Origin of the sequence: Rhodanobacter sp. OR87, from assembly GCF_000473345.1 — a bacterium.
Taxonomy (GTDB): Bacteria; Pseudomonadota; Gammaproteobacteria; order Xanthomonadales; family Rhodanobacteraceae; genus Rhodanobacter; species Rhodanobacter denitrificans.
Window position 1 is genome coordinate 66,612 of the sequence record NZ_AXBJ01000002.1, and the last position, 22,324, is coordinate 88,935.

The following is a 22,324-nucleotide window of genomic DNA, read 5'->3' on the forward strand; positions in this document are numbered from 1 at the left end:
GGAATCGACCGGAAGGCAGTTGGTCAGACCATCCCTAGATGTGCGAGGCATGGGAGTGCACCTCCATGTTTGATGACTGCTGATTGAGCGAAGCACGCCCGCTACATCCCCCCGAACAACGCCTCCAGATCCTTCTCGTCAAACCGCAGTCGCGTGCTGGCGCCGCCGCCTTCGAGCACGGCGCGGGCGAGCTCGGCCTTGCGGCCCTGCATGGCCTGGATCTTTTCTTCCACTGTGTCCTTGCAGATCAGGCGGTAGACGAAGACCGGCTTGTCCTGGCCGATGCGGTGGGCACGGTCGGTGGCTTGCGCTTCCACGGCGGGGTTCCACCAGGGGTCGTAATGGATCACGGTGTCCGCGGCGGTGAGGTTGAGGCCGACGCCGCCGGCTTTCAGGCTGATCAGGAACAGCGGCACGTTGCCTTGCTGGAAGCGCTTGACCAGGGCGGTGCGTTCGCGCGCCGGGGTCTGCCCGGTGAGGGTCTGGTGGGCGACGCCGCGTTTGTGCAGGGCCGCTTCGATCAGGCTGAGCATTTCGGTGAACTGCGAGAACAGCAGTACGCGGCGGCCGTCGGCGAGCAGGCCGTCGAGCAGTTCCAGCAGGGCGTCGAGTTTGGCGCTGGTCTTGACCTTCTTCGCGCTGGCGAGCTTGACCAGGCGCGGGTCGCAGCAGGCCTGGCGCAGTTTCAGCAGGGCGTCGAGCACGACGATGCCGCTCTGCGCCAGGCCGCGTTCGGCCACCGCCTGGCGCACGCGCTCGTGCTGGGCCAGGCGCAGGGTTTCGTACAAGGCGCGCTGGTCGTCTTCCAGCTCCAGCGTACGCACGATCTCGGTCTTGGGCGGCAGGTCGGTGAGCACGTCGTCCTTGCGCCGGCGCAGCAGCAGCGGACCGATGCGGCGGTTGAGCCGTTGCTGGCGATCGACGTCGCCATGTTTTTCGATCGGCGTGCGATACAGCCGGGTGAACTGGTGCTGGGAGCCGAGCAGGCCCGGTTCCACCGCGTCGAATTGCGCCCACAGTTCGCCCAGGTGGTTTTCCAGCGGCGTGCCGGTCATCGCCAGCCGGCGCGTGGCGGGGATTTCGCGTACCACGCGCGCAGCCTGGCTTTTCGCGTTCTTGATCGCCTGCGCCTCGTCCAGCACCAGCAGGGCGAAGCGTTGCGCCAGCAGTTGTTCGCGATCGCGCGGCAGCAGCGGGTAGGTGGTGATGATCAGGTCGTGACTGGTGATCTCGTCGTAGCGATCGGCGCGCGCGATGCCGTGGATCACCAGCACCTTCAGCGCAGGCGCGAAGCGCGCGGCCTCGCTCTGCCAGTTGCCGACCAGACTGGTCGGAGCGACCACCAGTGCGGGTTGCTCCAATCGGCCGCGCTGCTTTTCGCCGAGGATGTGCGCCAGCACCTGCACCGTCTTGCCCAGGCCCATGTCATCGGCGAGGATGCCGCCAAGGCCCGCCGCACCGAGAAAGTCCAGCCAGGCCAGGCCTTCGCGCTGGTACGGGCGCAAAGTGGCCTTGAAGCTTTTCGGTGCCCTGGCGCTGCGCGTGGTGCGCTCGAGCAGGGCGAGCTGCGCGCGCAGCGCGTCGCCGCCGCGCCAGTACAGCTGGGCGTTGTCGGCCAGCGCCTGCAGCGTGCGTGCCTGGCTGCGATGCAGACGCAGCGCCTCGCCGCCTTCGAGCCATTCAAGCAGCGGCTCGATCAGCACACGCAGGCGTGCCAGCGGGATCTCGACGCTGCGGTTCTCGTCCACAGCAACGCGCCAGCTAGCGTCCCTGCTTTCGCGCGCGGGGGCGACGCGGGGAAAGGCCGGATCGGCCAGCACGCGGCGCAGGATCGGCAGCAGGTCGACGCGCTGGCCGCCAACGTCGATGCCCAGCGAGACGTCGAACCAGGCGTTGCCGCTGGGCTGGATGTCGGCGTGCCAGGCGTCGATGTCGACCAGTTCGTCGTGCGGGAAGCCGGCTTCGTATTCGATGCGGAAGCCGGCGGCGGCGAGCCGATCGATGCTCTCGCGCCAGTCGCGCGGCGCCAGCGGCGGCTTGCGCGGATGGGGGCGCAGCAGCACATCGTTGGCGGCGAAGTCGAGGCCGCGGGTGACGTACTCGTACAGGGCCGGGCCGCAGCGCATGGCGCCGAGCTGTTCCAGCAGCTGGACCGCCTGCTGCTCGGCCGGCAGGTCGCGATGGATTTCCCGCAGGCGGCCTTCGTGCAGACTTCGTTCGACGGCATGCTTGCGGGTGGCGGGTGGCAGGCGCACGCCGGCGTAGTCGAAGTCGACACGAGCGATGCCGATGTCGTGTGATTTTCCGGCCCATTTGCGCAGGGTGACGGAGCGCAGGCGCAGCACCGGCACCGGGCGCTCGCGCACGACCTCGACAGGGCCACGGTCGATCGGCTCGGGCAGCGTCGTGCCGCCGCGTTGCAGGCGCTGGCGCAGCGCGGCGACCTGCGGGGGTTGCAACACCGGTGCGTGCGGCAGGCGATCGAGCAGGTGCAGGTCGCCGTCGACGCGGCCGTAGCGCCCCTGCGCGGGCTGCACATACCACAGGCCGGCGCCGCGCAGCAGCACGCTGTCGCCGGCGTCGATCCGTGCGCGCAATTGCTGGCTGCCGTCGGTGGCCTCGTGCCAGTACAACTGCAGCGATTGCGGTTCGGCACGCTGCAACGGCGCCGAGCCGCGCTCGAACCAGACCGGGAAGTGCGCAAGCAGGTACTCCAGCGCCTGCTCCTCGTGGACGGCACGGATCGGTGCCCAGCGCTGGCTGCCGACCAGCACGTACTGGCGCGGAATCAATGTGGTCAGCGCGGCGGCGGCTTCGCTCGACCAGCCGCCGGGCGGGGTGGGCACCGCTCCGCGGCGGTCGTTCAGTTGCAGCGGCTGCGGGTCGACCAGCTCGTTGCCGCTGCGTCGCTTCGACGGGCGCAGCCACGCCGGCCAGGCCAGCAGGTCGGCGACCGGCGATCCGCCGCCGCCGCGCAGCATCACGCCGAAGCGGCGGTCCGGCTCGGCCTCGTGGCTGGGCGCGGGCGGCTGCAGTGTGCGCAGCCAGTCTTCCCACGAGGCCAGATCCGGGCTGCCGGTGTCGGGCGCGTCCGCTTCGTCGCGCGGCGCCTGCAGCCAGGCCGGTGTGGCGAGTGCTGCCGCCCGTACGACCTCGCCGGCCGCCACCATCAGCATGGCGGCGGCGTGTTTGCAGTCGACCCCGACCGGGCAACTGCAGTCGCAGTCCACGGTCAGCCACTCGCTGTGGTCGTGCACGTCCACCCGGCATTCGTATTGTTCGCCGTGGCTGCCATCCACCAGCGCGCTGAGCATCTGGACGCCGTTCTCGATGCGGCTGCGCAGTTTCGACACGCTGCCGTCTGCGGCATAGGCGCGGGCGCGTTCCAGCGTGCGGTCGCCAAAGTTCGAGCGCCATTCGGCGCGTTGCAGCAAGTGGGTGAGTTCGTTGTGCATGTACCGAGGAATCAAAAGCGTCCGGCAAACGCCGATTCTTGCATGCGGACCGCGGCGCCGGTGGCCCCATGTCGGCATTCGCGCGACAATGGAACATTGCCATCCGCGGTTCTGCCGCTCTTGCCAGGGAATCCCCGCACGCCATGTCCCAGACGCCCAGGATCATCTACACGCTGACCGACGAAGCACCGTTCCTCGCCACGCAATCGCTGCTGCCGATCGTCGCCGCGTTCGCCGGCACCGCCGGCATCAAAGTGGAGACGCGCGACATCTCGCTGGCCGCGCGCATCATCGCGCTGTTCCCGGAAGCGCTGAAAGAAGGTCAGCGGTTGCCCGACGACCTGGCCGAACTGGGCAAACTCGCCACCACGCCGGAGGCGAACATCATCAAGCTGCCGAACATCAGCGCCTCGATGCCGCAGCTGAAGGCAGCGATCAAGGAACTGCAGGGCCAGGGCTATGCGCTGCCGGATTACCCGGATGCACCGAAGGACGACAGCGAGAAAGACATCAGGGCGCGCTACGACCGGGTCAAGGGCAGCGCGGTGAACCCGGTGCTGCGCGAGGGCAATTCCGACCGCCGCGCGCCGGCCTCGGTGAAGAACTATGCGCGCAAGCATCCGCACAAGATGGGCGCGTGGAGCCGCGATTCGAAGACCCACGTGGCGCACATGGGTGGCGGCGACTTCTACGGCACCGAGAAGTCCGCGCTGATCGGGCAGGCCGGCAACGTCAGCATCGAGTGGTTCGGCAAGGATGGCAGCCACGCCGTGCTGAAGCCGAAGACCGCACTGCTGGCCGGCGAGATCATCGACGGCGCGGTGATGAGCCGTCGCGCGCTGGCCGGCTTCATCGACGCGCAGATCGCCGATGCGAAGCAGCAGGGCGTGCTGTTCTCGCTGCACCTGAAGGCGACCATGATGAAGGTCTCCGACCCGATCATGTTCGGCGTGGCGGTCGGCGAGTTCTACCGGGACGTGCTGGCGAAACATGCCGCTGCGCTGAAGCAGGTCGGCTTCAACCCGAACAACGGCATCGGCGACCTGTACGCGCGCCTCGGCTCGCTGCCGGAAGCGCAACAGGCGGCGATCAAGGCCGACCTCGACGCCGAGTACGCACAGCGCCCGGGCGTGGCGATGGTGAACTCGGACAAGGGCATCACCAACCTGCACGTGCCCAGCGACGTGATCGTCGATGCGTCGATGCCGGCGATGATCCGCGACTCCGGCAAGATGTGGAACGCGCAGGGCCAATTGCAGGACGTCAAGGCGGTGATCCCCGACCGCAGCTACGCCGGCGTCTACCAGGCGACCATCGACGACTGCAAGGCGCACGGCGCGTTCGATCCGGCCACCATGGGCAGCGTGCCGAACGTGGGCCTGATGGCGCAGGCGGCCGAGGAGTACGGCTCGCACGACAAGACCTTCCAGATCGCCGGCGACGGCGTGGTGAAGGTGCTCGACGAAGCCGGCACGGTGCTGCTGCAGCATGACGTGGAAGCCGGCGACATCTGGCGCATGTGCCAGACCAAGGACGCGCCGATCCGGGACTGGGTGAAGCTGGCGGTGAGCCGTGCGCGGCACACCCCGGCGGTGTTCTGGCTCGATCCGGCCCGCGCGCACGACGCGCAGGTGATCGCCAAGGTCGAGCGCTACCTGAAGGACCACGACACCAGCGGCCTGGACATCCGCATCATGGACCCGGTGGCGGCCACCAAGTTCTCGCTGGAGCGCATCCGCCAGGGCCTGGACACCATCTCGGTCACCGGCAACGTGCTGCGCGACTACCTCACCGACCTGTTCCCGATCATGGAGCTGGGCACCAGCGCGAAGATGCTGTCGATCGTGCCGCTGATGGCCGGCGGCGGCCTGTTCGAGACCGGTGCCGGCGGCTCCGCGCCCAAGCACGTGCAGCAGTTCCTGCAAGAGAACTACCTGCGCTGGGATTCGCTGGGCGAGTTTCTCGCGCTGGCCGCCTCGCTGGAGTTCGTGGCCGGCCGCCAGGGCAGCGCCGAAGTGGACGTGCTGGCCAAGACGCTGGACCAGGCCAACGGCAAGTTCCTCGACACCGACAAGTCGCCCTCGCGCAAGCTCGGCGGCATCGACAACCGCGGCAGCCACTTCTACCTGGCGCTGTACTGGGCGCAGGCGCTGGCCGCGCAGGACGTCAACGCCGCGCTGAAGGCGAAGTTCGCGCCGCTGGCCAAGGCGCTGACCGAGCACGAGGCGACCATCGTCGACGAGCTGGTGCGCGTGCAGGGCAAGCCGGTCGACATCGGCGGCTACTACCACCCCGACTTGGCACGGGTGAGCGCGGCGATGCGGCCCAGCGCCACCTTCAATGCCGCGCTGGCGCTGCTGTCGCCGTGACGCGCTGAAGCATGCGCGCCTGAAACGAAACGGGGCGTCGCGAGGCGCCCCGTTTCGTTGATGCGGGCCACCTGCGGCTCAGGATCGGCCTGCCACAATGGCGACTGTCGAAGAGGAGTCGTCCGGCATGCGTTCGCTGCATCTTGTTTTCGTGCTCGCCCTGGCAGGGTTGTCGCCTGCCTTCGCACAGTCGGCGGCCACCTCGGTTGCGCCGGCTGCCGCGTCGACCGCCGCCGTCGCCGATCTTCCGGTCGTGGTGGTTACTGGCGTGCAGCCGGGGCCTGGCCTGTGGAAGGTATCGAAGGGCGACCACGTGCTGTGGGTGCTCGGCACGCTGTCGCCGCTGCCGCGCGCGATGCAGTGGCAGTCGCGCGAGGTGGACGAGGTGATCGCCGCCTCGCAGCAGGTGCTGCTGGAACCGTCGGTGCAGCTGAAGGCCGACGTCGGCTTCCTCGGCAAGCTGTTTCTGCTGCCGGCGGCCTATGGCGCACGCAAGAACGACGATGGCGCTACCTTGCAGCAGGTGCTGCCGCCGCCGGTGTATGCGCGCTGGCAGGTGCTGAAGCAGAAGTACCTCGGCGACGATCGCGGCGTCGAGCGCTGGCGCCCGCTGTTCGCGTCGCAGGAGCTGTACAGGAAGGCGCTGAAAGCGAACGGATTGAGCCGTTCCGGCGGCGTGCGGGCGAACATCGACGCGCTGGCCAAGCGCCACGGCGTGCCGGAGCTGGCGACCGACTACCACGTGCTGATCGAGCATCCGCGCGCGGCGATCAAGGCGTTCAGGCAGGCCGCGCCGCGCGACGTCACCTGCTTCATCCGCACCCTGGACAGCGTCGAGCACGACCTGCCGGCGATGACCGCGCGCGCCAACGCCTGGGCTACCGGCGACCTGCAGGCGCTGCGCGAACTGCCCGACAGCGACCGCCGCGACGCCTGCGTGGCGGCCGTCGCCGGTGCCGGCTTTGCGCAGGCGCTGGGCCTCGGCGACGTGCCGGCGCAGCAGCGCGCCACCTGGCTGGCCGCTGCGCGCAAGGCGTTGCATGACAACGCGCAGACCTTCGCCCTGCTGCCGATGGACGAACTGCTGAAGCCGGGCGGCTACCTCGCCACTCTGCAGGCCGAGGGCTATCAGGTCGACGTGCCGCAGTGAGGCCGTGCAGGAGCGCACCTTGTGCGCGATGTTTTCCGTCGCATGACGAAACAGCCATCGGATACAGGGTGCGTTCCCACACGAACGATCAGGCGCTGGCCAGATCCACTTGTGCGATCTCGTCGTCGCTCAGCTGCAAGGAGGTGGCGCCGAGCAGCTCGTGCAACTGCTCCACGCGGGTGGCGCTGACGATCGGCGCGGTCAGGCCGGGGCGGGCAATCAGCCAGGCCAGCGCGGCCTGTGCCGGGGTGGCGCCGTGCGCGGCGGCCACCGCGTCGAGCGCGGCGAGCACCTGCAGGCCACGCGGGTTGAGGTATTTCTTCACCGCGCCGCCGCGCGCGCTGCTCTTGGCCAGGTCGGCCGCGCTGCGGTACTTGCCGCTCAAGAAGCCGCTGGCCAGCGCGTAGTAGCTGATCACGCCGATGTTCTCGCGGCGGATCAGCGGCTCCAGCTCCTGCTCGTAGCCGGCCCGGCGGACCAGGTTGTATTCCGGCTGCAGGCTCTCGTAGCGCGGCAGACCGTACCGCTTCGACACGGCGAGAGCGTCGGCGAACCGCGCCGCACCGAAGTTGGAAGCGCCGATCGCGCGCACCTTGCCGGCCTCGATCAGCCGGGCGAACGCGCCAAGCGTGTCTTCCATCGGTACGCTGGCGTCGTCCTGGTGCGCCTGGTACAGGTCGATGCAGTCGACCTGCAGGCGCCTGAGCGAGCCATCCACCGCCTGCTGGATGTTGACCGGCGACAGGCCCGGCTGCTCAGTCCACTTGGCGACCTTGGTCGAGATCACCACTTGTGCGCGCTTGCCGCTCTGCTTCAGCCACTTGCCGAGGATGGTTTCCGACTCGCCGCCGCGGTTGCCCGGCACCCAGGCCGAGTAGACGTCGGCGGTGTCGATCAGGTTGCCGCCGGCGTCGACGAAGGCATCGAGCAGTTCGAACGAGCGTTTCTCGTCCACGCTCCAGCCGAACACGTTGCCGCCGAAGGCGAGCGGGGCGATGGAAAGCGGCGAGTGGCCGAGCGGGCGTTTCTGCATGGGATGCCTCCGGAGGCAGCGAGCGGGGAATCGGCGCGCGGGGTGAACGTGCGCGCCCCCATCCAAGTGGCTGCATATCCGCGGCATTCAAGCCCGGGCGGTACTCAACGCGGGCTCATGATCCGTGGCCACACGCTGGCACAGCACGCCAGCGCGTGGCGCGCGGTCTTGGCGGCATGGCCGCTGCCGGTGGCGTCACTGGCCGGGTCCGGCGCGGGCTCCGGCTCCGGGTGCCAGTCCAGGTCGTCCTTGTGCAGCAGATGACCGTGCAGGAACAGCAGATCTTTCCACAGCGAGTGCATGGGGGAAGCCTCCTGGGGGGAGCCTTGGGCTTGGGGAGCGCTCAAGGTACGCGCGCGGCAGGCTGCCAAAAAGCGATATATTCGCAAGCCAGACTTGAGAGGAATTCAAGATGGGAAGGTTGCCGCTGGGCCTGCTGCAGCAGTTCGTGCTGGTCGCCCGGCTGGGCAATCTGTCGCGTGCCGCGACGCAGGCCAATCTCACCGTCAGCGCGCTCAGCCACCAGATGCGCCAGCTGGAGGAACGCCTGGAACGGCGCCTGTTCGAGCGCGGCCCGCGCGGGGTAAAGCTGACCGCCGAGGGCTGCCTCCTGCTGGAAGCGGTCGGCACGCACTTCGACGGCATCGAGCATGCGCTGGCGGGGTATCGCACGCGCCACCACGACGCGCTCACGCTCAGCGCCAGCCCCGGCATCATGTCGAGTTGGCTGGTGCCGCGGTTGCCGCGGCTGGTGGCCGCGCATCCGGAGCTGGAGCTCAGCCTGCAATCGGGTTCGACCCTGGTGGATTTCGAACGCGAGCCGGTGGACGTTGCCCTGCGCTACGGCCGCGGCGAGTGGGCGGGCCTGCACAGCGAGCGGCTGTTCGGCGAGTGGATCGCGCCGGTGGCGGCGCCGGCATTGATCGCGCGGATGGGCGGTGCCGACCCGCACGACCTGTCGCGCTGGCCGCTGCTCGGCGAGCCGAATCCGTCCCGGCGCTGGAGCGACTGGTTCGCCCGCACCGGCGGCACGCCGCCGACACGCTACGTGGCGCAGTTCGACAGCCTCGACGCGTTGCGCCATGCCGCGCTGGAAGGCCTTGGCGTGGCGCTGGGGCGGATGGTCACCTCGAAGTCGCTGATCGACGCCGGCCGGCTGGAAGTGCTCGGCGACGACTACCTGGCGGTGGAAGAGGCCTACTGGCTGGTGTACCCGCCGCGTTCGCGGGAGCACCGCGGCCTGCAGGTGTTCCGCGACTGGCTGCTGGCCGAGGCGGACGACTACTGCCGGCAGATGCCCGGCATGGGTGCCTGCGGAACGGTCGAGCCCTGATCGCGCGAGCGGGTACCATGAGCGGCCCAGCACAGCTGCATTGCCTCGAGGAGTCCGTACCATGAAATCACGCGCCGCCGTCGCCTGGGAAGCAGGCCAGCCGCTCAGCATCGAAGAGGTCGACGTGGCCGGGCCGAAGGCCGGCGAGGTGCTGGTGCGCATCGTCGCCACCGGCGTCTGCCACACCGACGCGTTCACCCTGTCCGGTGCCGACCCGGAAGGGCAGTTCCCGGTGATCCTGGGCCACGAGGGCGGCGGCATCGTCGAGGAAGTCGGCGCGGGCGTCAGCTCGCTCCAGGTCGGCGACCACGTGATCCCGCTGTACACGCCCGAATGCGGCGAGTGCAAGTTCTGCCGCTCGGGCAAGACCAACCTGTGCCAGAAGATCCGCGCCACCCAGGGCCAGGGCCTGATGCCGGACGGCACCAGCCGCTTCTCGCTCAACGGCAGGCCGCTGCTGCACTACATGGGCACCAGCACGTTCAGCGAGTACACCGTGCTGCCGGAGATCGCGCTGGCGAAGATCAGCAAGGCCGCGCCGCTGGAGAAGGTCTGCCTGCTCGGCTGCGGCATCACCACCGGCATCGGCGCGGTGCTGAACACGGCCAAGGTGGAGCCGGGCGCCACGGTGGCCGTGTTCGGCCTGGGCGGCATCGGCCTGTCGGTGGTGCAGGGCGCGGTGATGGCGAAGGCCGGGCGCATCATCGCGATCGACCGCCACCCGGAAAAATTCGCGATGGCGAAGGCGCTCGGCGCCACCGACTGCATCAACGTCGCCGACTACCCCGACACGCCGATCCAGCAGGTGATCGTCGAGCTCACCGACGGCGGCGTGGACTACTCGTTCGAGTGCATCGGCAATGTGCAGGTGATGCGCTCGGCGCTGGAGTGCTGCCACAAGGGCTGGGGCGAGTCGATCATCATCGGCGTGGCCGGCGCCGGGCAGGAGATCTGCACGCGGCCGTTCCAGCTGGTCACCGGGCGCGTGTGGCGCGGCTCGGCGTTCGGCGGCGTCAAGGGCCGCTCGCAGCTGCCAGGCTACGTCGAGCGCTACCTGGCCGGCGAAATAAAGATCGACGAGATGATCAGCCAGGTGCTGCCGCTGGAGCGCATCAACGAGGCGTTCGAGCTGATGCACGGCGGCCAGGTGATCCGCTCGGTGATCCACTACTGACGTAGAATGCCCGCACCCCGCCGGCGCCATCCTGCCGGCGGCGTGCCTCGTTTTCATGTCCGCATACGCCACGCACAAGGCCGTTCCATGAACCGCACCGCCATCCTCGTCGACGGCGCCTTTTTTCTTGCCCGCTACCGCAAGGTCTACGGCGAGCGCGACGCCGGCGACGCGCGCGCGGTGGCGAAGACCCTGTTCGGCATGGCGCTGGAACACCTGAAGGCAGTCGACCGCCCGCGCGAGCAGCTCTACCGCATCTACTTCTACGACTGCCCGCCGCTGGAAAAGAGCCTGGTCAAGCCGATCAGCGGCGACAGCGTGGACTTCGGCCGCACCGGCGCCGCCGCGTTCCGCCGCGAGCTGCACGACCAGCTGCGCCGCCAGCGCAAGATGGCGCTGCGGCTGGGCCGGCTGGCCGAGCGCGGCGAGTGGCAGCTCAAGCGCAGCGCCTACCAGCAGCTGCGCGAGGGCAGCCTGCGCTGGGACGACCTGCGCGACGAGCACTTCGAGCCGGACATGCGCCAGACCCAGGTCGACATGAAGATCGGCATTGATATCGCCGCGCTGACCTACAAGAAGCTGGTCGACCAGATCATCCTGGTCGCCGGCGATGCGGATTTCATCCCGGCCGCGAAACTGGCCCGCTACGAAGGCATCGACTTCATCCTCGACCCGATGTGGCAGGGCATCGCGCCGGACCTGCACGAACACATCGACGGCCTGCAGTCGGTGTGCCCGCGGCCGTTCTGAGCCGTTTACCAGGATTGCACATGCTTTTCGCGACATTGCAGCAAATTCGGACGGCCAACGCGCCAAGGAGTCATCGATGAACCGCGCAACACGAGTGGCAAGGACGGGTACGGTGCGACTGGCCGCGGTGGTGCTGCTGGCCGCTGGCCTGGGCCTGCCCGCGCTGGCCGGCGCGCAGGCGGCACGGGTCGCCTCGACCGAAACGGACCAGCCGGCGGACGAACTGGTGCCGCCGACCAGCGCCAGCGACTTCACCGCCTCGCAGCTGGACAGCGTGCTGGCCGGCAGCTGGCGTTCGGCGGCGAACCGCGCCCGCGATGCGTACCGCCACCCCAAGGCCACCTTGCAGTTCTTCGGCGTGCGGCCGGATCGCACGGTGATCGAGATCACCCCCGGCGGCGGCTGGTACGCCGAGATCCTGGCGCCGCTGCTGCACGACAACGGCCACTACGTCGCGGCCGAGAAGGCGCCCGCGGCCGACAGCGAGGCGCGCAGCGACGACAGCGCCCTGCGCCGGAAATTCGCCGCCGACCCGGCGCACTACGGCAACGCCAGCATCGTGACGTTCGATCCGCGCTCGCCGGTGTTCGGCCCGCCGGCCTCGGCCGACCTGGTGCTGACCTTCCGCAACGTGCACAACTGGGTCATGGCCGACACCGCCCCGGCGATGTTCAAGGCGTTCTTCGCCGTGCTCAAACCCGGTGGCGTGCTCGGCGTGGTCGACCACCGCGCCGCCGACGGCGCCTCGCTGGAGGCGGTGAAGTCGAGTGGCTACCTGCCCACCGATTACGTGGTGAAGCTGGCCACCGAGGCGGGCTTCACGCTGGACGAGAGCAGCGAGATCAACGCGAACCCGAAGGACACCAGGGACTACCCGAAGGGCGTGTGGACGCTGCCGCCCACGCTCACGCTGGGCGACAAGGACAAGGCGAAGTACCAGGCGATCGGCGAGTCCGACCGGATGACCCTGCGCTTCGTCAAGCCCGCGGCGCCGGCGGCGGCATCGCGCTGAGCCGAAGCGCAGCATGCTGCTCGCGCTGAACAAGCCGTACGGCGTGCTGTGCCAGTTCACCGACGAGCGCGGCCGCCCCACGCTGGCCGATTTCGTCACGCAAAAGGACGTCTATGCGGCTGGACGGCTGGACCGTGACAGCGAGGGCCTGCTGCTGCTGACCGACGATGGCCGTCTGGCGCACCGGCTCACCGACCCGCGCCACAAGCAGGCCAAGACCTACCTGGCGCAGGTCGAGGGCGTCATCGACGAAGCCGCGCTGCAGGCCTTGCGCCGCGGCGTGGTGCTCAACGACGGCCCGACCCTGCCGGCCGAAGCCGCGTTCGCCGTCGAACCGGACTGGCTGTGGCCGCGCGATCCGCCGGTGCGCTTCCGCCAGGCCATTCCCACCAGCTGGCTCAGCCTCACCCTGCGCGAAGGCCGCAACCGCCAGGTGCGCCGGATGACCGCCACGGTCGGCTTCCCGACCCTGCGGCTGGTCCGCGTGCGCATCGGCGAGCATGCGCTGGATGGGCTGGCGCCGGGCAAAACGCGGGTACTGGCGGGCTAGGAACACCACCTTTCCGGCCTCCCCATGCAGGTGCATGCATGGGGAGGGCGTACGGCACCTCACGCCAATCCGAAGAACGCTTCCGCCGTCGCCGTGCTGTTCGCCGCCGTGACTTCCGCGCTCTCGCCGCGGTCGCGGGCGATCTCCTCGCAGATGTGCTTCAGGTACATCGGCTCGTTGCGCCGGTGGCTGGGCGGCGGGCGTACCGTGCGCGGCAAGAGGTAGGGCGCGTCGGTCTCGATCATCAGGCGGTTGGCCGGAATCGTGCGCACCAGCTCGCGCAGGTGGGCGCCACGGCGCTCGTCGCAGATCCAGCCGGTGATGCCGATGTGGCAGTCCAGCGCGAGGTAGTCGGCAAGCGCCTCGCCGGTGTCGGTGAAGCAGTGCACCACCGCCGCGGGCACCCGGTCGCGCCAGCGCCGCAGCAGCGCGACGAAATCCGCGTGCGCGTCGCGCTGGTGCAGGAACAGCGGCATCTGCAGCTCGGCCGCGATGCGCAGCTGGCGTTCGAACACCCGCAGCTGCACCTCGCGCGGCGAATAGTTGCGGTTGTAGTCCAGCCCGGTCTCGCCGACCGCGCGTACCTGCGGCTGCAGCGCCAGTTCGCGCAACGCCGCATCGGTGGCGTCGTCGTAGTCGAGCGCGTGGTGCGGATGCACGCCGGCGGTGGCGAACAGCGTGCCCGGGTGCGCCTTCGCCAGCGCCAGCGCGTGTTCGCTGCCCTCGCGCGAGGCGCCGGTGACCACCATCCGCATCACGCCGTGCGCCTGTGCGCGCTGCAGCACGGCGTCGAGGTCGTGGTGGAACGACTCGTGGGTGAGGTTGGCGCCGATATCGAGCAGTGGCATGGCCTGGCCGGTCATCGAAAGCGGCATTGTCCCAGACCCCCGCAGCGGCGCAAATGCGTGACTGGCGGCGGGCGCGTCGCGGGCCTGCGATCCGCATCACGCCGGCGGCGGCACAGGAAATTTTCCTAGGCCGCGGATGTCCCACGCTGTGGGCGCATGCCCCACAATGGACGTTTGTGCCGCCGTGGTGGCCGGCGTGGACGGCATTCACCTGCTGCCAGCCGGATGTGCTAACTATGGTGCGTGCCGTCTCGCCGCAGGGGAGCGTGGACGGCTTTTCGCGGTTATCGAGTGGGGTGGAGGATGTCGGCAGCGATCGAGCCGGCGGTCGGCGGGTCGGGTCAGGTGGCGGATGGCCGCGAGACGGAAGTCTGCGCGTGGCTGGTCGCGCGCGGGCGCCTGAAGGACAGCGACCTGGGCCGCGCGCGCCGCCTGCACGAGGAATCGGCCGAGGGCACGCTGACCACCTTGATGGCACGGCTCGGGCTGGTGTCCGAGCGCGACTTGGCCGAGGCCTGGGTCGACCTGCTGCAGGTGCCGCTGCTGGCGGCGCGCGACGCGCCGGAACTGCCGCCGGCCGACCTCGAGGTATCGCTGCGCTTCCTGAAGCAGCAGCACGTGGTGCCGGTGCAGGACGACGAGCACGGACTGGCGTTGATCGTGGCCGATCCGGCCGATCCCTATCCGTTGCAGGCGGTCGAACTGGCGGCGGGCCGGCCGGTGGCGTTGCGGGTCGGCCTGCGCTCGGAAATCGACGGCCTGATCGAACGCTATTACGGCAGCGGCCGTTCGGCGATGGGCACCATCGTGGAAAACCTGGACGGCAGCGCGGCGGAAGAGGACGACGTCGAGCACCTGCGCGACCTGGCCTCCGAGGCGCCGGTGATCCGCCTGGTGAATCTCATTCTGCAGCGCGCGGTCGAGCAGCGCGCGTCCGACGTGCACATCGAGCCGTTCGAGAACCGGCTGAAGGTGCGCTACCGCATCGACGGCGTCTTGCATGAAGTGGAAGCGCCGCCGTCGTCGTCCACCGCCGCGGTGATCTCGCGGGTGAAGATCATGGCGCGGCTGAACATCGCCGAGCGCCGCTTGCCGCAGGACGGCCGCATCCAGCTGCGCGTGCAGGGCAAGGAGCTCGACCTGCGCGTGTCGACCGTGCCGACCAGTTTCGGCGAGTCGGTGGTGATGCGCATCCTCGATCGCGAATCGGTGGTGTTCGATTTCGCCTCGCTCGGCTTCACCGACAGCTTCCAGCAGCGCTTCGTCGACGTGCTGGAAAAGCCGCACGGCATTTTGCTGGTGACTGGCCCCACCGGTTCGGGCAAGACCACCACGCTGTACACCGCGCTCAGCCAGATCAACACCAACGACGTGAAGATCATCACCGTCGAGGACCCGGTCGAATACCAGCTCGAAGGCATCAACCAGATCCAGGTGAAGCCGCAGATCGGGCTGGACTTCTCCGGCGCGCTGCGCTCGATCATGCGCCAGGACCCGGACGTGATCATGATCGGCGAGATGCGCGACCTGGAAACCTGCCGCATCGCGATCCAGTCCGCGCTCACCGGCCACCTGGTGCTGTCCACGCTGCACACCAACAGCGCCGCCGGCGGCATCACGCGCCTGCTCGACATGGGCGTGGAGGACTACCTGCTCGGCTCCACCATCAACGGCATCCTGGCGCAGCGGCTGGTGCGCAGGCTCGATCCGGAAACGGCGATTCCGTACGAAGCGCTGCCCGAAGTGATCGAGCAGTTCGAGCTGCACAAGTACACCGACGAGCGCCCGATCCGCCTGTGGAGGCCGGGCAGCAGCGCGGCCAATCCCACCGGCTACCGTGGCCGCCGCGCCATCATGGAGTTCCTCACCATGAGCGATCCGCTGCGCCGGCTGGTGATGCAGCGCGCCAACGAAGGCGAGATCGAAAGGCAGGCGCGCTCGGAGGGCATGCGCACGATGTACGAGGATGGCATCGCCAAGGCCGTGGCCGGCGTCACCACGCTGGAAGAGGTCCTGCGCGTGACGCAGGAAGGCTGAAGTGGCGCAGTTCCGTTACAAGGCGGTCAACGACGCCGGCGAGACGCTGCAGGGCCAGATGGAAGCCGCCAGCGTCGAGGAAGTGATCGGCCGCCTGCAGGACCAGGGCCATACGCCGCTGGAAGCGTTGCCGGCCGACGGTGCTGGCGGTGGCAGCGGCTTCGCCGCGCTGTTCAAGCGCGGTCCGTTCAGCGGCGACCAGCTGGCCCAGTTCACCCATCAGCTGGCGACCCTGCTCGGCGCCGGCCAGCCGCTGGACCGTGCGCTCGGCATCCTGCTCGACTTGCCCGAGGGCGAGCACGCGAAGAAGCTGGTCGAGCGCGTGCGCGAGCGCGTGCGCGGCGGCAACAGCCTGTCCTCGGCGCTGGACGAGGAGCATGGCGTGTTCCCCAAGCTGTACGTCAGCCTGGTGCGCGCCGGCGAGGCGGGCGGTTCGCTGGAAGAGACGCTGCGCCGGCTGGCCGATTACCTGGAGCGCGCGCAGCAGCTGCGCGGCAGCATCGTCAATGCGCTGATCTATCCGGCCTTCCTGCTGGTCGGCGTGCTCGGCTCGCTGGTGCTGCTGCTGGCCTACGTGGTGCCGCAGTTCGTGCCGATCTTCGAGGACATGCAGGTGCCGATCCCGTGGATCACCGCCGCGGTGCTGGCGCTCGGCAACGCGCTGCAGGCGTGGTGGTGGCTGATCCTGCTGCTGCTCGGCGGCGGCCTGTTCGCCTGGCGCGCGCGGTTGCGCGATCCGGCGATGCGGCTGGCCTGGCATGCCCGGCTGCTGCGGCTGCGCCTGGTCGGCCCGCTGCTGCTGAAGGTGGAGACCGCGCGCATCGCGCGCACGCTGGGTACCTTGCTGAAGAACGGCGTACCGTTGCTGAGCGCGTTGGCCATCGCGCGCCAGGTCACCGGCAACCGCGCGCTGGACGCGGCGCTGGAAGCGGCGCACGAACAGGTCAAGGGCGGCGCGGGACTGAGCCTGGCGCTGGGCCAGTCGAAACTGTTCCCGCGGCTGGCGATGCAGATGGTGCAGGTGGGCGAGGAAGCCGGCCAGCTCGACACCATGCTGCTGAAAGTTGCCGATACCTTCGAGCTCGAGTCCAGGCGCGCGATCGACCGCCTGCTGGCGGCGCTGGTGCCGGCGCTGACCATCGTGATGACCGTGCTGGTGGCGATCATCATGGCCGCGATCCTGCTGCCGCTGCTCAGCCTCACCAGCAATATCCAATAGAAACTCCATTCGCACATTCGAGGTGATCCCCATGCAGCACAGGCAACCACGACGCCCCGGTTCGAGCGCCGGCTTCACCCTGCTGGAGATGCTCGCGGTGATCGTGCTGATCGGCATCATCGGCGCGGTGGTGGTGACCCAGGTCGGCAAGAACGTCGACAAGGGCAAGTACGGCGCCGGCAAGGCGCAGCTGATGACCCTGAGCCAGAAGATCGAGAACTACGCGCTGGACAACGGCGCGCCGCCGCAGCAACTGGAAGGGCTGGCGGTGAAGCCGGCGAACGCGCCGAACTGGCAGGGCCCGTACGCGAAGGCCTCCGACCTGAAGGACCCGTGGGGCCACCCGTTCGGCTACCAGTATCCGGGCCAGCACGGCAGCTTCGACCTGATCTTCTACGGCCAGGACGGCAGGCCGGGCGGCGACGGCTACAGCAAGGACGTGGGCAACTGGCAGTAAGCATGTGAGAGTCTCGCGCGCCAACGGCTTCACCCTGCTGGAAATGCTGGCGGTGATCCTGTTGATCGGGATTGCGGTGGCAGCGGTGTCGGTCTCGGTGACCCAGGGCCTGGCCAGTGCCCGCGTGCGCGCGGCCAGCAGCGAGCTGGCCGGCGCGTTGCGCGCCACCCGCGCGCAGGCGATCGTGCGCGGCGAGGAACAGCATTTCGACGTGGACACCCGCGCCAACAGCTACGACGGCGCGAAGCGGCAGGAGGTGCGCCTGCCGCAAGGCCTGCGCGTGAGCATCACCAGCGCCAAGGAAGATCAGCCGAACGACCACACCGGGCGCATCCGCTTCTTCCCCGACGGCAGCTCCACCGGCGGGCGCATCACGCTGCAGAGCGGCCGGCGCGAGTGGCACGTCAACGTGTCGTGGCTGACCGGCGAAGTGCGCGTGGTCGACACGGTGGCGGCGCGATGAACGGCGCGCACCCGCAACGCGGCTTCAGCCTGCTCGAAGTGATCGCCGCGATCATGCTGCTGGCGATCGCGTTCACCGCGCTGATGAAGGTGGCCGGTGCCTCGATCAGCCTGAGCCACAATGCGGCTGAACACAGCGCGGCGGCGATGCATGCGCGCAGCCTGCTCGACAGCGCGTTCGTGGGCGAACCGGTCAAACCGGGCAGCCGCTCCGGCCGCTTCAATTCGCAGTACCGCTGGCAGCTCGACGTGACGCCGTGGAACGCGGCCGGTCCGACCGCGCCCGGCGCGTCGCTGCAGCTGTACCAGCTGGACCTGACCGTGTCGTGGGGGGCGGTGGCGCATCCGCGCACGGCACACTTCCGCACGCTGCGGCTGGGCACGCCGGCGCCCGCCGGCAATGCGCAGGCATCGCGATGAAACGCGCCGCCGGCTTCACCCTGCTGGAAGTGCTCGCCGCGCTGGTGCTGCTGGCGCTGCTGCTGGTCGGGGTGTACTCGGGCATCCGCACCGCCAGCCACAGCGTGCGCTCGGGCACCGCAGCGATCGAGCGGACCGACCAGGTACGCTCGGCGCAGCAGTTCCTGCGCCGCGAACTGGCGCAGAGCATGCTGCAGCCGATCGGCCGCACCGACCAGGGCGAGCCGGTCTACTTCCAGGGCAGTGCGCGCGAGATGCGCTACGTGGCGCCGCTGCCCGGCTACCTCGGCAAGCTCGGCCCGCAACTGCAGCGGCTGCAACTGGTCGACGACGGCCACGGCGGCCTGCGGCTGGAACTGAGCCTGGCCCTGCTGCCGCCGGACGGCCAGCCGCCGCAGCCGCTGGGCGAGCCGCAGGTGCTGCTCGACCGGATCAAGACCGGCGGCTTCGCCTACCGCGGCGTCGATCGGCAGGGCGCCGCGCTGCCGTGGTCGCCGGCGTGGGCCGACGGCCGCCTGCTGCCGCAGCTGGTGCGGATCGAACTGCAGGCGCCGGGCGCGCTGGACTGGCCGCAGCTGGACGTGCCGCTGCGCGCGAATCCGGCGCAGACTGAGCTGTCGCGCATGCGCATGCGCGGCGGGAGCAGACGATGAAGCATCGGCCACGGCGGTTGCCGGCCAGCCAGCGCGGGGTCGCCCTGCTGCTGGTGCTGTGGGCGTGCACGCTGTTGGCGATCCTGCTCGGCGGCTACGCCGCACTGGCGCGCACCGAAGGCCTGCAGGCGCGCTACCAGTTCGCCCAGACCCAGGCGCATTACGCCGCCGAGGCCGGCCTGATGCGCGCGCTGTACGCCTTGCAGGATCCGCAACCCAGACAGCACTGGGCCGGCGACGGCCGGCCGTATGTGTTCAGCTACGACCATGCCACGGTCGTCGTGCGCGCGATCGACGAGAGCGGCAAGGTCGATCTCAACGCCGCCTCGCCGGAGGTGCTGCGCGGCCTGTTCCAGGCGGCCGGGCTGAAGGCGGCCGCGGCGCAGGCGCTGGCCGGTCACGTGCTGGACTGGCGCAACCCGCCCGCCCCCGACGGCGAAGGCGCCGGCGCGCGCGCGGCCTACAAGGCGGCCGGCCGCGATTACGGCCCGCGCGGCGGCCCGTTCGCCAGCATCGAGGAACTGCAGATGGTGCTGGGCATGACGCCGGCGCTGTACCGGCAGGTGGCGCCGGTGGTGACGGTCTGGGCCGGCACCGCCAGCCCGGACCCGAACACCGCGCCACCGCTGGCGCTGGCCGCGATCCCCGGGATCAGGCCGGAGCAGCTCAACGAGATCCGCGCCGCGCGGCAGCGCAACGCGGCCGACCCGCGGCTGGTTCTCAACAACGGAACCACGCATAGTATTCGTTCGGAGGCCACGCTGGCCGACGGCACGCGCGCAATCCTGCGCGCCACGGTTCGCCTGCAGGCGGGGCAGGCGCAACCGTACATGGTGCTGCGCTGGCAGGAGGGGGAGGCAGAATGAGTACGGCAACGCCGTCGCTGCGGCCGTGGGTGGAGCGTATGCGCCGGGGCTGGCGTGCCTCGCCGCTGCCGGGCTTCTTCGGCTGGTGGGGCGGCCAGTTGCGCGAGCTGCTGCCGCCGCGCTGGCGCGGCTGGTTCGGCGGCGGTGCGGACTGGCACCTGCTGCAGCACGCGGGCACGCAATGGAGCGTTCGCCGCAGCGACCACGCCGAGATGCTGGCGAGTTGGGACGACGGAGCCGACACGGCCGCCGATGGCGTGCGCGTGGCGCCGGTCGCGTTGAGCGCGGCGCTCAAGCGCGTGGATCGCGAGGACCTGCGGCTGGCCCTGCTGCTGCCGCCGGCGCGGGTGCTGCGGCGCACGCTGGCGCTGCCGCTGGCCGCGCGCGACAACCTGTTGCAGGTGGCCGGATTCGAGATGGACCGGCAGACCCCGTTCACCCTGGCGCAGGTGTACTACGCCGTGCGCGAGCTGGCCGCGCCCGCGCCGCCGGGCCGCTTCAGCGCCGAGCTGGTGGTGGCCACCCGCGACACGCTCGATCCGCTGCTGGCGCGCCTGCGCGCGCAGGGCATCGTGGTCGACGCGGTGGACCTGGCCGCGGGCGACGGCCGGCTCGGCGCCAACCTGCTGCCACCGGAACAGGTGCCGCACCGTGCGCGCCCGCGTCGCCGGCTGAACCTGATCCTGGCCGCGGCCAGCGTGCTGTTGGCGGTGCTGGTGCTGGGCGAGTGGCTGCACAACCGGCAGCTGGCACTGGCGCAGATGCAGGCCGAGGTCGAAGCGATGCGCGGCGAGGCGCAGCAGGTGGCCGGCCTGCGCCAGCAACTGCAGGACAACGCCGGCGCGGCCGGTTTCCTGGCCCGCCGCAAGCGCGACACGGTGGCCATGCTCGGCCTGCTGCAGGAGGTCACCGGGCGCCTGCCGGACAGCGCCTGGCTGGAACGCTTCAGCGTCGACAACACCGGCCAGGTCGGCCTGCAGGGGCAAAGCCAGCAGGCCGCGAAACTGCTCGACGCGCTGAAGGATTCGAAGCTGATCACCGACGCCAGTTTCCAGGGCAGCATCCAGCCGGACCCGACCACCGGCAAGGAGCGCTTCTACCTGACCGCGCGCGTGAACCAGCCGAAGCCGCCGGTATCGCCCCCGGCGGCCGGCGGGAGCGCACCATGAAGACGATCGCCATGAACCCGCGCGACAGCCGCATCGCGGCGATCATCCTGCTGCTGCTGGCGCTGGCGCTGGCCTACGTGGTGCTGCTGCGCTGGTGGTTCGTGGTGCCGCTGCAGCAGCTGCGCGCCGAGATGGCCGACCTGCGCGACACGCACAGCCGCTACGCCGCCGCGATCGCCGAAAAGCCGGCGCTGCAGCAGCGCCTCGCCGCGCTCGGTGCCGGCCAGGCCGCCAGCAGCGCATTCCTCGCCGCCGACGATCCGAACACCGCCGCGGGCGACCTGATGCAGCGCGTGATCGACGTGGTCGCCGCCAACGCCGGCGGCGGCCAATGCACGGTGACCCAGAAGATGCCGCTGCCGAGCCCGGCCCCCTCGGCCGGCGAACCGTACCGCAAGGCGGCGGTGAGCATCAGCCTGAACTGCGACATGGCACCGCTGGCAGCGGTGCTGCAGGCGCTGGAGCAGGGCACGCCGTACCTGTTCGTCGACGACCTCAGCATCTACCGCAACCCGGTGGTCGCGCAGCAGAACAACGCCGCGGCACTGGAAGTGCAGTTCAGCCTGTCCGGCTACGTGCGCCCGGTGCGTACTGCGCCGGCATCGTCCGATCGCGTGCCCGACGACGCGGGAGGCGTGCCATGAACGCCGCCAGCCAGCGTCAGCTGACCCCATGGCTGGTCGCGCTCGTGCTGCTGCTGGGCGCGGTGCTGCTGTTGCTGCTGGCCGGGCTCGGCCGCGGCGTGCGCTGGGATGCGCCGCGCCCGCCGGCACCGTTGCCGCCGGCCGGGCGGCAAGCCGATCTGCCGCCGCCGGTGCCGCTGGCGCATTACGCGCTGGTCTGGCAGAAGCCGCTGTTCAGCCCCGACCGCAAACCGACCGCACGTGCCGACGGCGGCAGCAGCCTCGGCGACCTCGACCTGACCGGCATCATCCTCACCCCCGGCCTGCGCATGGCCCTGTTGCACGACCGCAACGGCGACAAACAGGTGCGCCTGCGCGAAGGCGAGGCGCTGCCCGACGGCAGCGTGAAGCTGGTCGAGCTGCGCCCGCGTTCGGCGCTGTTCGAATCGCCGGCCGGGCGCACCGAACTGAAGCTGCCGGCCGGCGCACCGATCGATTCGCCGCGCGGCGCGGCGGACGTGCGCGGCCAGCCGGCCGGCGCGGCGGCGATGCAGGTGGCGCCCGCCGATGCCGGGGCCGCGGCCGACCGCCGCGGCCCGGCCCGCGGCATGATCGAGCCGATGCGTGGCGCCCCGGCGGCCACGCCGCCGCCCGCTACGGAATCGGCGGCCGAGCGGCTGCGCCGGAACATCCAGAAACGTCGGGCCGCCCGTGCTGCGGCGACCCACGAAGGAGAACATTGAT

At 70.0% G+C, this 22,324-nt stretch carries 21 protein-coding genes; 17 read left to right on the top strand and 4 right to left on the bottom strand.

The features are described 5' to 3' along the window. Positions 1 to 101: 101 nt before the first annotated feature. Positions 102 to 3,455: a DEAD/DEAH box helicase gene (locus tag RHOOR87_RS0102100; protein WP_015449053.1), complete on the bottom strand. Its 3,354-nt coding sequence runs from the start codon at positions 3,453 to 3,455 to the stop codon at positions 102 to 104. Between the two features lie 143 nt (positions 3,456 to 3,598). Here RHOOR87_RS0102100 and RHOOR87_RS0102105 point away from each other — a divergent pair, with 143 nt between their 5' ends. After that, the gene (locus tag RHOOR87_RS0102105) at positions 3,599 to 5,824 is read left to right on the top strand and encodes an NADP-dependent isocitrate dehydrogenase (RefSeq protein ID WP_027484077.1); all 2,226 of its coding nucleotides are present in this window, start codon (positions 3,599 to 3,601) and stop codon (positions 5,822 to 5,824) included. Positions 5,825 to 5,951: 127 nt separating this feature from the next. Further along, the gene (locus tag RHOOR87_RS0102110; protein ID WP_027484078.1) at positions 5,952 to 6,974 is read left to right on the top strand and encodes a TraB/GumN family protein; all 1,023 of its coding nucleotides are present in this window, start codon (positions 5,952 to 5,954) and stop codon (positions 6,972 to 6,974) included. An 88-nt stretch (positions 6,975 to 7,062) separates the two neighbouring features. Here the strand turns inward: RHOOR87_RS0102110 and RHOOR87_RS0102115 are convergent, their stop codons facing one another. Then, positions 7,063 to 8,007, bottom strand: a complete 945-nt coding sequence (locus tag RHOOR87_RS0102115) for an aldo/keto reductase (RefSeq protein ID WP_027484079.1) — start codon at positions 8,005 to 8,007, stop codon at positions 7,063 to 7,065. Positions 8,008 to 8,111: 104 nt separating this feature from the next. Next, complete coding sequence (locus tag RHOOR87_RS0102120; protein ID WP_007512290.1) at positions 8,112 to 8,309, bottom strand: hypothetical protein; 198 nt, start codon at positions 8,307 to 8,309, stop codon at positions 8,112 to 8,114. A gap of 110 nt (positions 8,310 to 8,419) precedes the next feature. On the opposite strand from RHOOR87_RS0102120, the gene RHOOR87_RS0102125 reads away from it, so the two are divergent. The 5 genes from RHOOR87_RS0102125 to RHOOR87_RS0102145 all read left to right on the top strand — a co-directional run bounded on the left by RHOOR87_RS0102125 (position 8,420) and on the right by RHOOR87_RS0102145 (position 12,826). Then, positions 8,420 to 9,340, top strand: a complete 921-nt coding sequence (locus RHOOR87_RS0102125; protein ID WP_027484080.1) for a LysR substrate-binding domain-containing protein — start codon at positions 8,420 to 8,422, stop codon at positions 9,338 to 9,340. 61 nt (positions 9,341 to 9,401) lie between these two features. Beyond that, on the top strand, positions 9,402 to 10,514 hold the full coding sequence (locus tag RHOOR87_RS0102130) for an S-(hydroxymethyl)glutathione dehydrogenase/class III alcohol dehydrogenase (RefSeq protein ID WP_007512285.1): 1,113 nt from the start codon (positions 9,402 to 9,404) through the stop codon (positions 10,512 to 10,514). A gap of 87 nt (positions 10,515 to 10,601) precedes the next feature. Continuing rightward, positions 10,602 to 11,264 carry an NYN domain-containing protein gene (locus RHOOR87_RS0102135; protein ID WP_007512282.1) on the top strand — a complete coding sequence of 221 codons (663 nt, stop codon included), beginning with the start codon at positions 10,602 to 10,604 and terminating at the stop codon, positions 11,262 to 11,264. A gap of 76 nt (positions 11,265 to 11,340) precedes the next feature. Beyond that, entirely contained in the window at positions 11,341 to 12,276 is a 936-nt protein-coding gene (locus RHOOR87_RS0102140; protein ID WP_027484081.1) for a class I SAM-dependent methyltransferase, read from the top strand. Positions 12,277 to 12,289: 13 nt separating this feature from the next. Continuing rightward, a complete protein-coding gene (locus RHOOR87_RS0102145) occupies positions 12,290 to 12,826 on the top strand; it encodes a pseudouridine synthase (RefSeq protein WP_007512279.1) in 537 nt (178 codons plus the stop codon). 59 nt (positions 12,827 to 12,885) lie between these two features. Here RHOOR87_RS0102145 and RHOOR87_RS0102150 read toward each other — a convergent pair whose 3' ends face one another. Continuing rightward, positions 12,886 to 13,674, bottom strand: a complete 789-nt coding sequence (locus tag RHOOR87_RS0102150) for a TatD family hydrolase (protein ID WP_027484082.1) — start codon at positions 13,672 to 13,674, stop codon at positions 12,886 to 12,888. A gap of 303 nt (positions 13,675 to 13,977) precedes the next feature. Between RHOOR87_RS0102150 and gspE the strand changes: the two genes are divergently transcribed. Genes gspE through RHOOR87_RS0102200 form a run of 10 tightly spaced genes read left to right on the top strand, consistent with a single transcriptional unit; the run spans position 13,978 to position 22,323 of the window. Further along, positions 13,978 to 15,711 carry a type II secretion system ATPase GspE gene (gene gspE / locus RHOOR87_RS0102155; RefSeq protein WP_007512274.1) on the top strand — a complete coding sequence of 578 codons (1,734 nt, stop codon included), beginning with the start codon at positions 13,978 to 13,980 and terminating at the stop codon, positions 15,709 to 15,711. 1 nt (position 15,712) lies between these two features. Further along, the gene (gene gspF, locus RHOOR87_RS0102160) at positions 15,713 to 16,930 is read left to right on the top strand and encodes a type II secretion system inner membrane protein GspF (protein ID WP_007512273.1); all 1,218 of its coding nucleotides are present in this window, start codon (positions 15,713 to 15,715) and stop codon (positions 16,928 to 16,930) included. Between the two features lie 31 nt (positions 16,931 to 16,961). Continuing rightward, positions 16,962 to 17,387 carry a type II secretion system major pseudopilin GspG gene (gene gspG, locus RHOOR87_RS0102165; protein ID WP_007512271.1) on the top strand — a complete coding sequence of 142 codons (426 nt, stop codon included), beginning with the start codon at positions 16,962 to 16,964 and terminating at the stop codon, positions 17,385 to 17,387. A gap of 4 nt (positions 17,388 to 17,391) precedes the next feature. Beyond that, positions 17,392 to 17,850 (top strand): GspH/FimT family pseudopilin, encoded by a 459-nt coding sequence (locus tag RHOOR87_RS0102170; RefSeq protein WP_027484083.1) that lies wholly within the window; start codon positions 17,392 to 17,394, stop codon positions 17,848 to 17,850. Continuing rightward, positions 17,847 to 18,269, top strand: coding sequence for a prepilin-type N-terminal cleavage/methylation domain-containing protein (locus tag RHOOR87_RS0102175; RefSeq protein ID WP_027484084.1), 423 nt, complete (start codon positions 17,847 to 17,849; stop codon positions 18,267 to 18,269). Before RHOOR87_RS0102170 ends, RHOOR87_RS0102175 begins: the two co-directional genes overlap by 4 nt. Next, positions 18,266 to 18,922, top strand: coding sequence for a prepilin-type N-terminal cleavage/methylation domain-containing protein (locus RHOOR87_RS0102180; RefSeq protein ID WP_027484085.1), 657 nt, complete (start codon positions 18,266 to 18,268; stop codon positions 18,920 to 18,922). Before RHOOR87_RS0102175 ends, RHOOR87_RS0102180 begins: the two co-directional genes overlap by 4 nt. After that, positions 18,919 to 19,788: a type II secretion system protein GspK gene (locus tag RHOOR87_RS0102185; protein ID WP_027484086.1), complete on the top strand. Its 870-nt coding sequence runs from the start codon at positions 18,919 to 18,921 to the stop codon at positions 19,786 to 19,788. The genes RHOOR87_RS0102180 and RHOOR87_RS0102185 overlap by 4 nt, the downstream gene beginning before the upstream one ends. Beyond that, positions 19,785 to 20,957, top strand: a complete 1,173-nt coding sequence (locus RHOOR87_RS0102190; RefSeq protein WP_027484087.1) for a PilN domain-containing protein — start codon at positions 19,785 to 19,787, stop codon at positions 20,955 to 20,957. Before RHOOR87_RS0102185 ends, RHOOR87_RS0102190 begins: the two co-directional genes overlap by 4 nt. After that, positions 20,954 to 21,601: a type II secretion system protein GspM gene (gspM, locus tag RHOOR87_RS0102195; protein WP_027484088.1), complete on the top strand. Its 648-nt coding sequence runs from the start codon at positions 20,954 to 20,956 to the stop codon at positions 21,599 to 21,601. Before RHOOR87_RS0102190 ends, gspM begins: the two co-directional genes overlap by 4 nt. Next, positions 21,598 to 22,323, top strand: a complete 726-nt coding sequence (locus tag RHOOR87_RS0102200; RefSeq protein WP_027484089.1) for a general secretion pathway protein GspN — start codon at positions 21,598 to 21,600, stop codon at positions 22,321 to 22,323. The genes gspM and RHOOR87_RS0102200 overlap by 4 nt, the downstream gene beginning before the upstream one ends. The last annotated feature ends 1 nt before the right edge of the window (position 22,324 follow it).

Coding starts and splice junctions, on each gene's coding strand:
- RHOOR87_RS0102100 (WP_015449053.1), bottom strand. CDS start 3,455: ATGCACAACGAACTCACCCACTTGCTGCAACGCGCCGAATGGCGCTCG.
- RHOOR87_RS0102105 (WP_027484077.1), top strand. CDS start 3,599: ATGTCCCAGACGCCCAGGATCATCTACACGCTGACCGACGAAGCACCG.
- RHOOR87_RS0102110 (WP_027484078.1), top strand. CDS start 5,952: ATGCGTTCGCTGCATCTTGTTTTCGTGCTCGCCCTGGCAGGGTTGTCG.
- RHOOR87_RS0102115 (WP_027484079.1), bottom strand. CDS start 8,007: ATGCAGAAACGCCCGCTCGGCCACTCGCCGCTTTCCATCGCCCCGCTC.
- RHOOR87_RS0102120 (WP_007512290.1), bottom strand. CDS start 8,309: ATGCACTCGCTGTGGAAAGATCTGCTGTTCCTGCACGGTCATCTGCTG.
- RHOOR87_RS0102125 (WP_027484080.1), top strand. CDS start 8,420: ATGGGAAGGTTGCCGCTGGGCCTGCTGCAGCAGTTCGTGCTGGTCGCC.
- RHOOR87_RS0102130 (WP_007512285.1), top strand. CDS start 9,402: ATGAAATCACGCGCCGCCGTCGCCTGGGAAGCAGGCCAGCCGCTCAGC.
- RHOOR87_RS0102135 (WP_007512282.1), top strand. CDS start 10,602: ATGAACCGCACCGCCATCCTCGTCGACGGCGCCTTTTTTCTTGCCCGC.
- RHOOR87_RS0102140 (WP_027484081.1), top strand. CDS start 11,341: ATGAACCGCGCAACACGAGTGGCAAGGACGGGTACGGTGCGACTGGCC.
- RHOOR87_RS0102145 (WP_007512279.1), top strand. CDS start 12,290: ATGCTGCTCGCGCTGAACAAGCCGTACGGCGTGCTGTGCCAGTTCACC.
- RHOOR87_RS0102150 (WP_027484082.1), bottom strand. CDS start 13,674: ATGCCACTGCTCGATATCGGCGCCAACCTCACCCACGAGTCGTTCCAC.
- gspE (WP_007512274.1), top strand. CDS start 13,978: ATGTCGGCAGCGATCGAGCCGGCGGTCGGCGGGTCGGGTCAGGTGGCG.
- gspG (WP_007512271.1), top strand. CDS start 16,962: ATGCAGCACAGGCAACCACGACGCCCCGGTTCGAGCGCCGGCTTCACC.
- RHOOR87_RS0102175 (WP_027484084.1), top strand. CDS start 17,847: ATGAACGGCGCGCACCCGCAACGCGGCTTCAGCCTGCTCGAAGTGATC.
- RHOOR87_RS0102180 (WP_027484085.1), top strand. CDS start 18,266: ATGAAACGCGCCGCCGGCTTCACCCTGCTGGAAGTGCTCGCCGCGCTG.
- RHOOR87_RS0102185 (WP_027484086.1), top strand. CDS start 18,919: ATGAAGCATCGGCCACGGCGGTTGCCGGCCAGCCAGCGCGGGGTCGCC.
- RHOOR87_RS0102190 (WP_027484087.1), top strand. CDS start 19,785: ATGAGTACGGCAACGCCGTCGCTGCGGCCGTGGGTGGAGCGTATGCGC.
- gspM (WP_027484088.1), top strand. CDS start 20,954: ATGAAGACGATCGCCATGAACCCGCGCGACAGCCGCATCGCGGCGATC.
- RHOOR87_RS0102200 (WP_027484089.1), top strand. CDS start 21,598: ATGAACGCCGCCAGCCAGCGTCAGCTGACCCCATGGCTGGTCGCGCTC.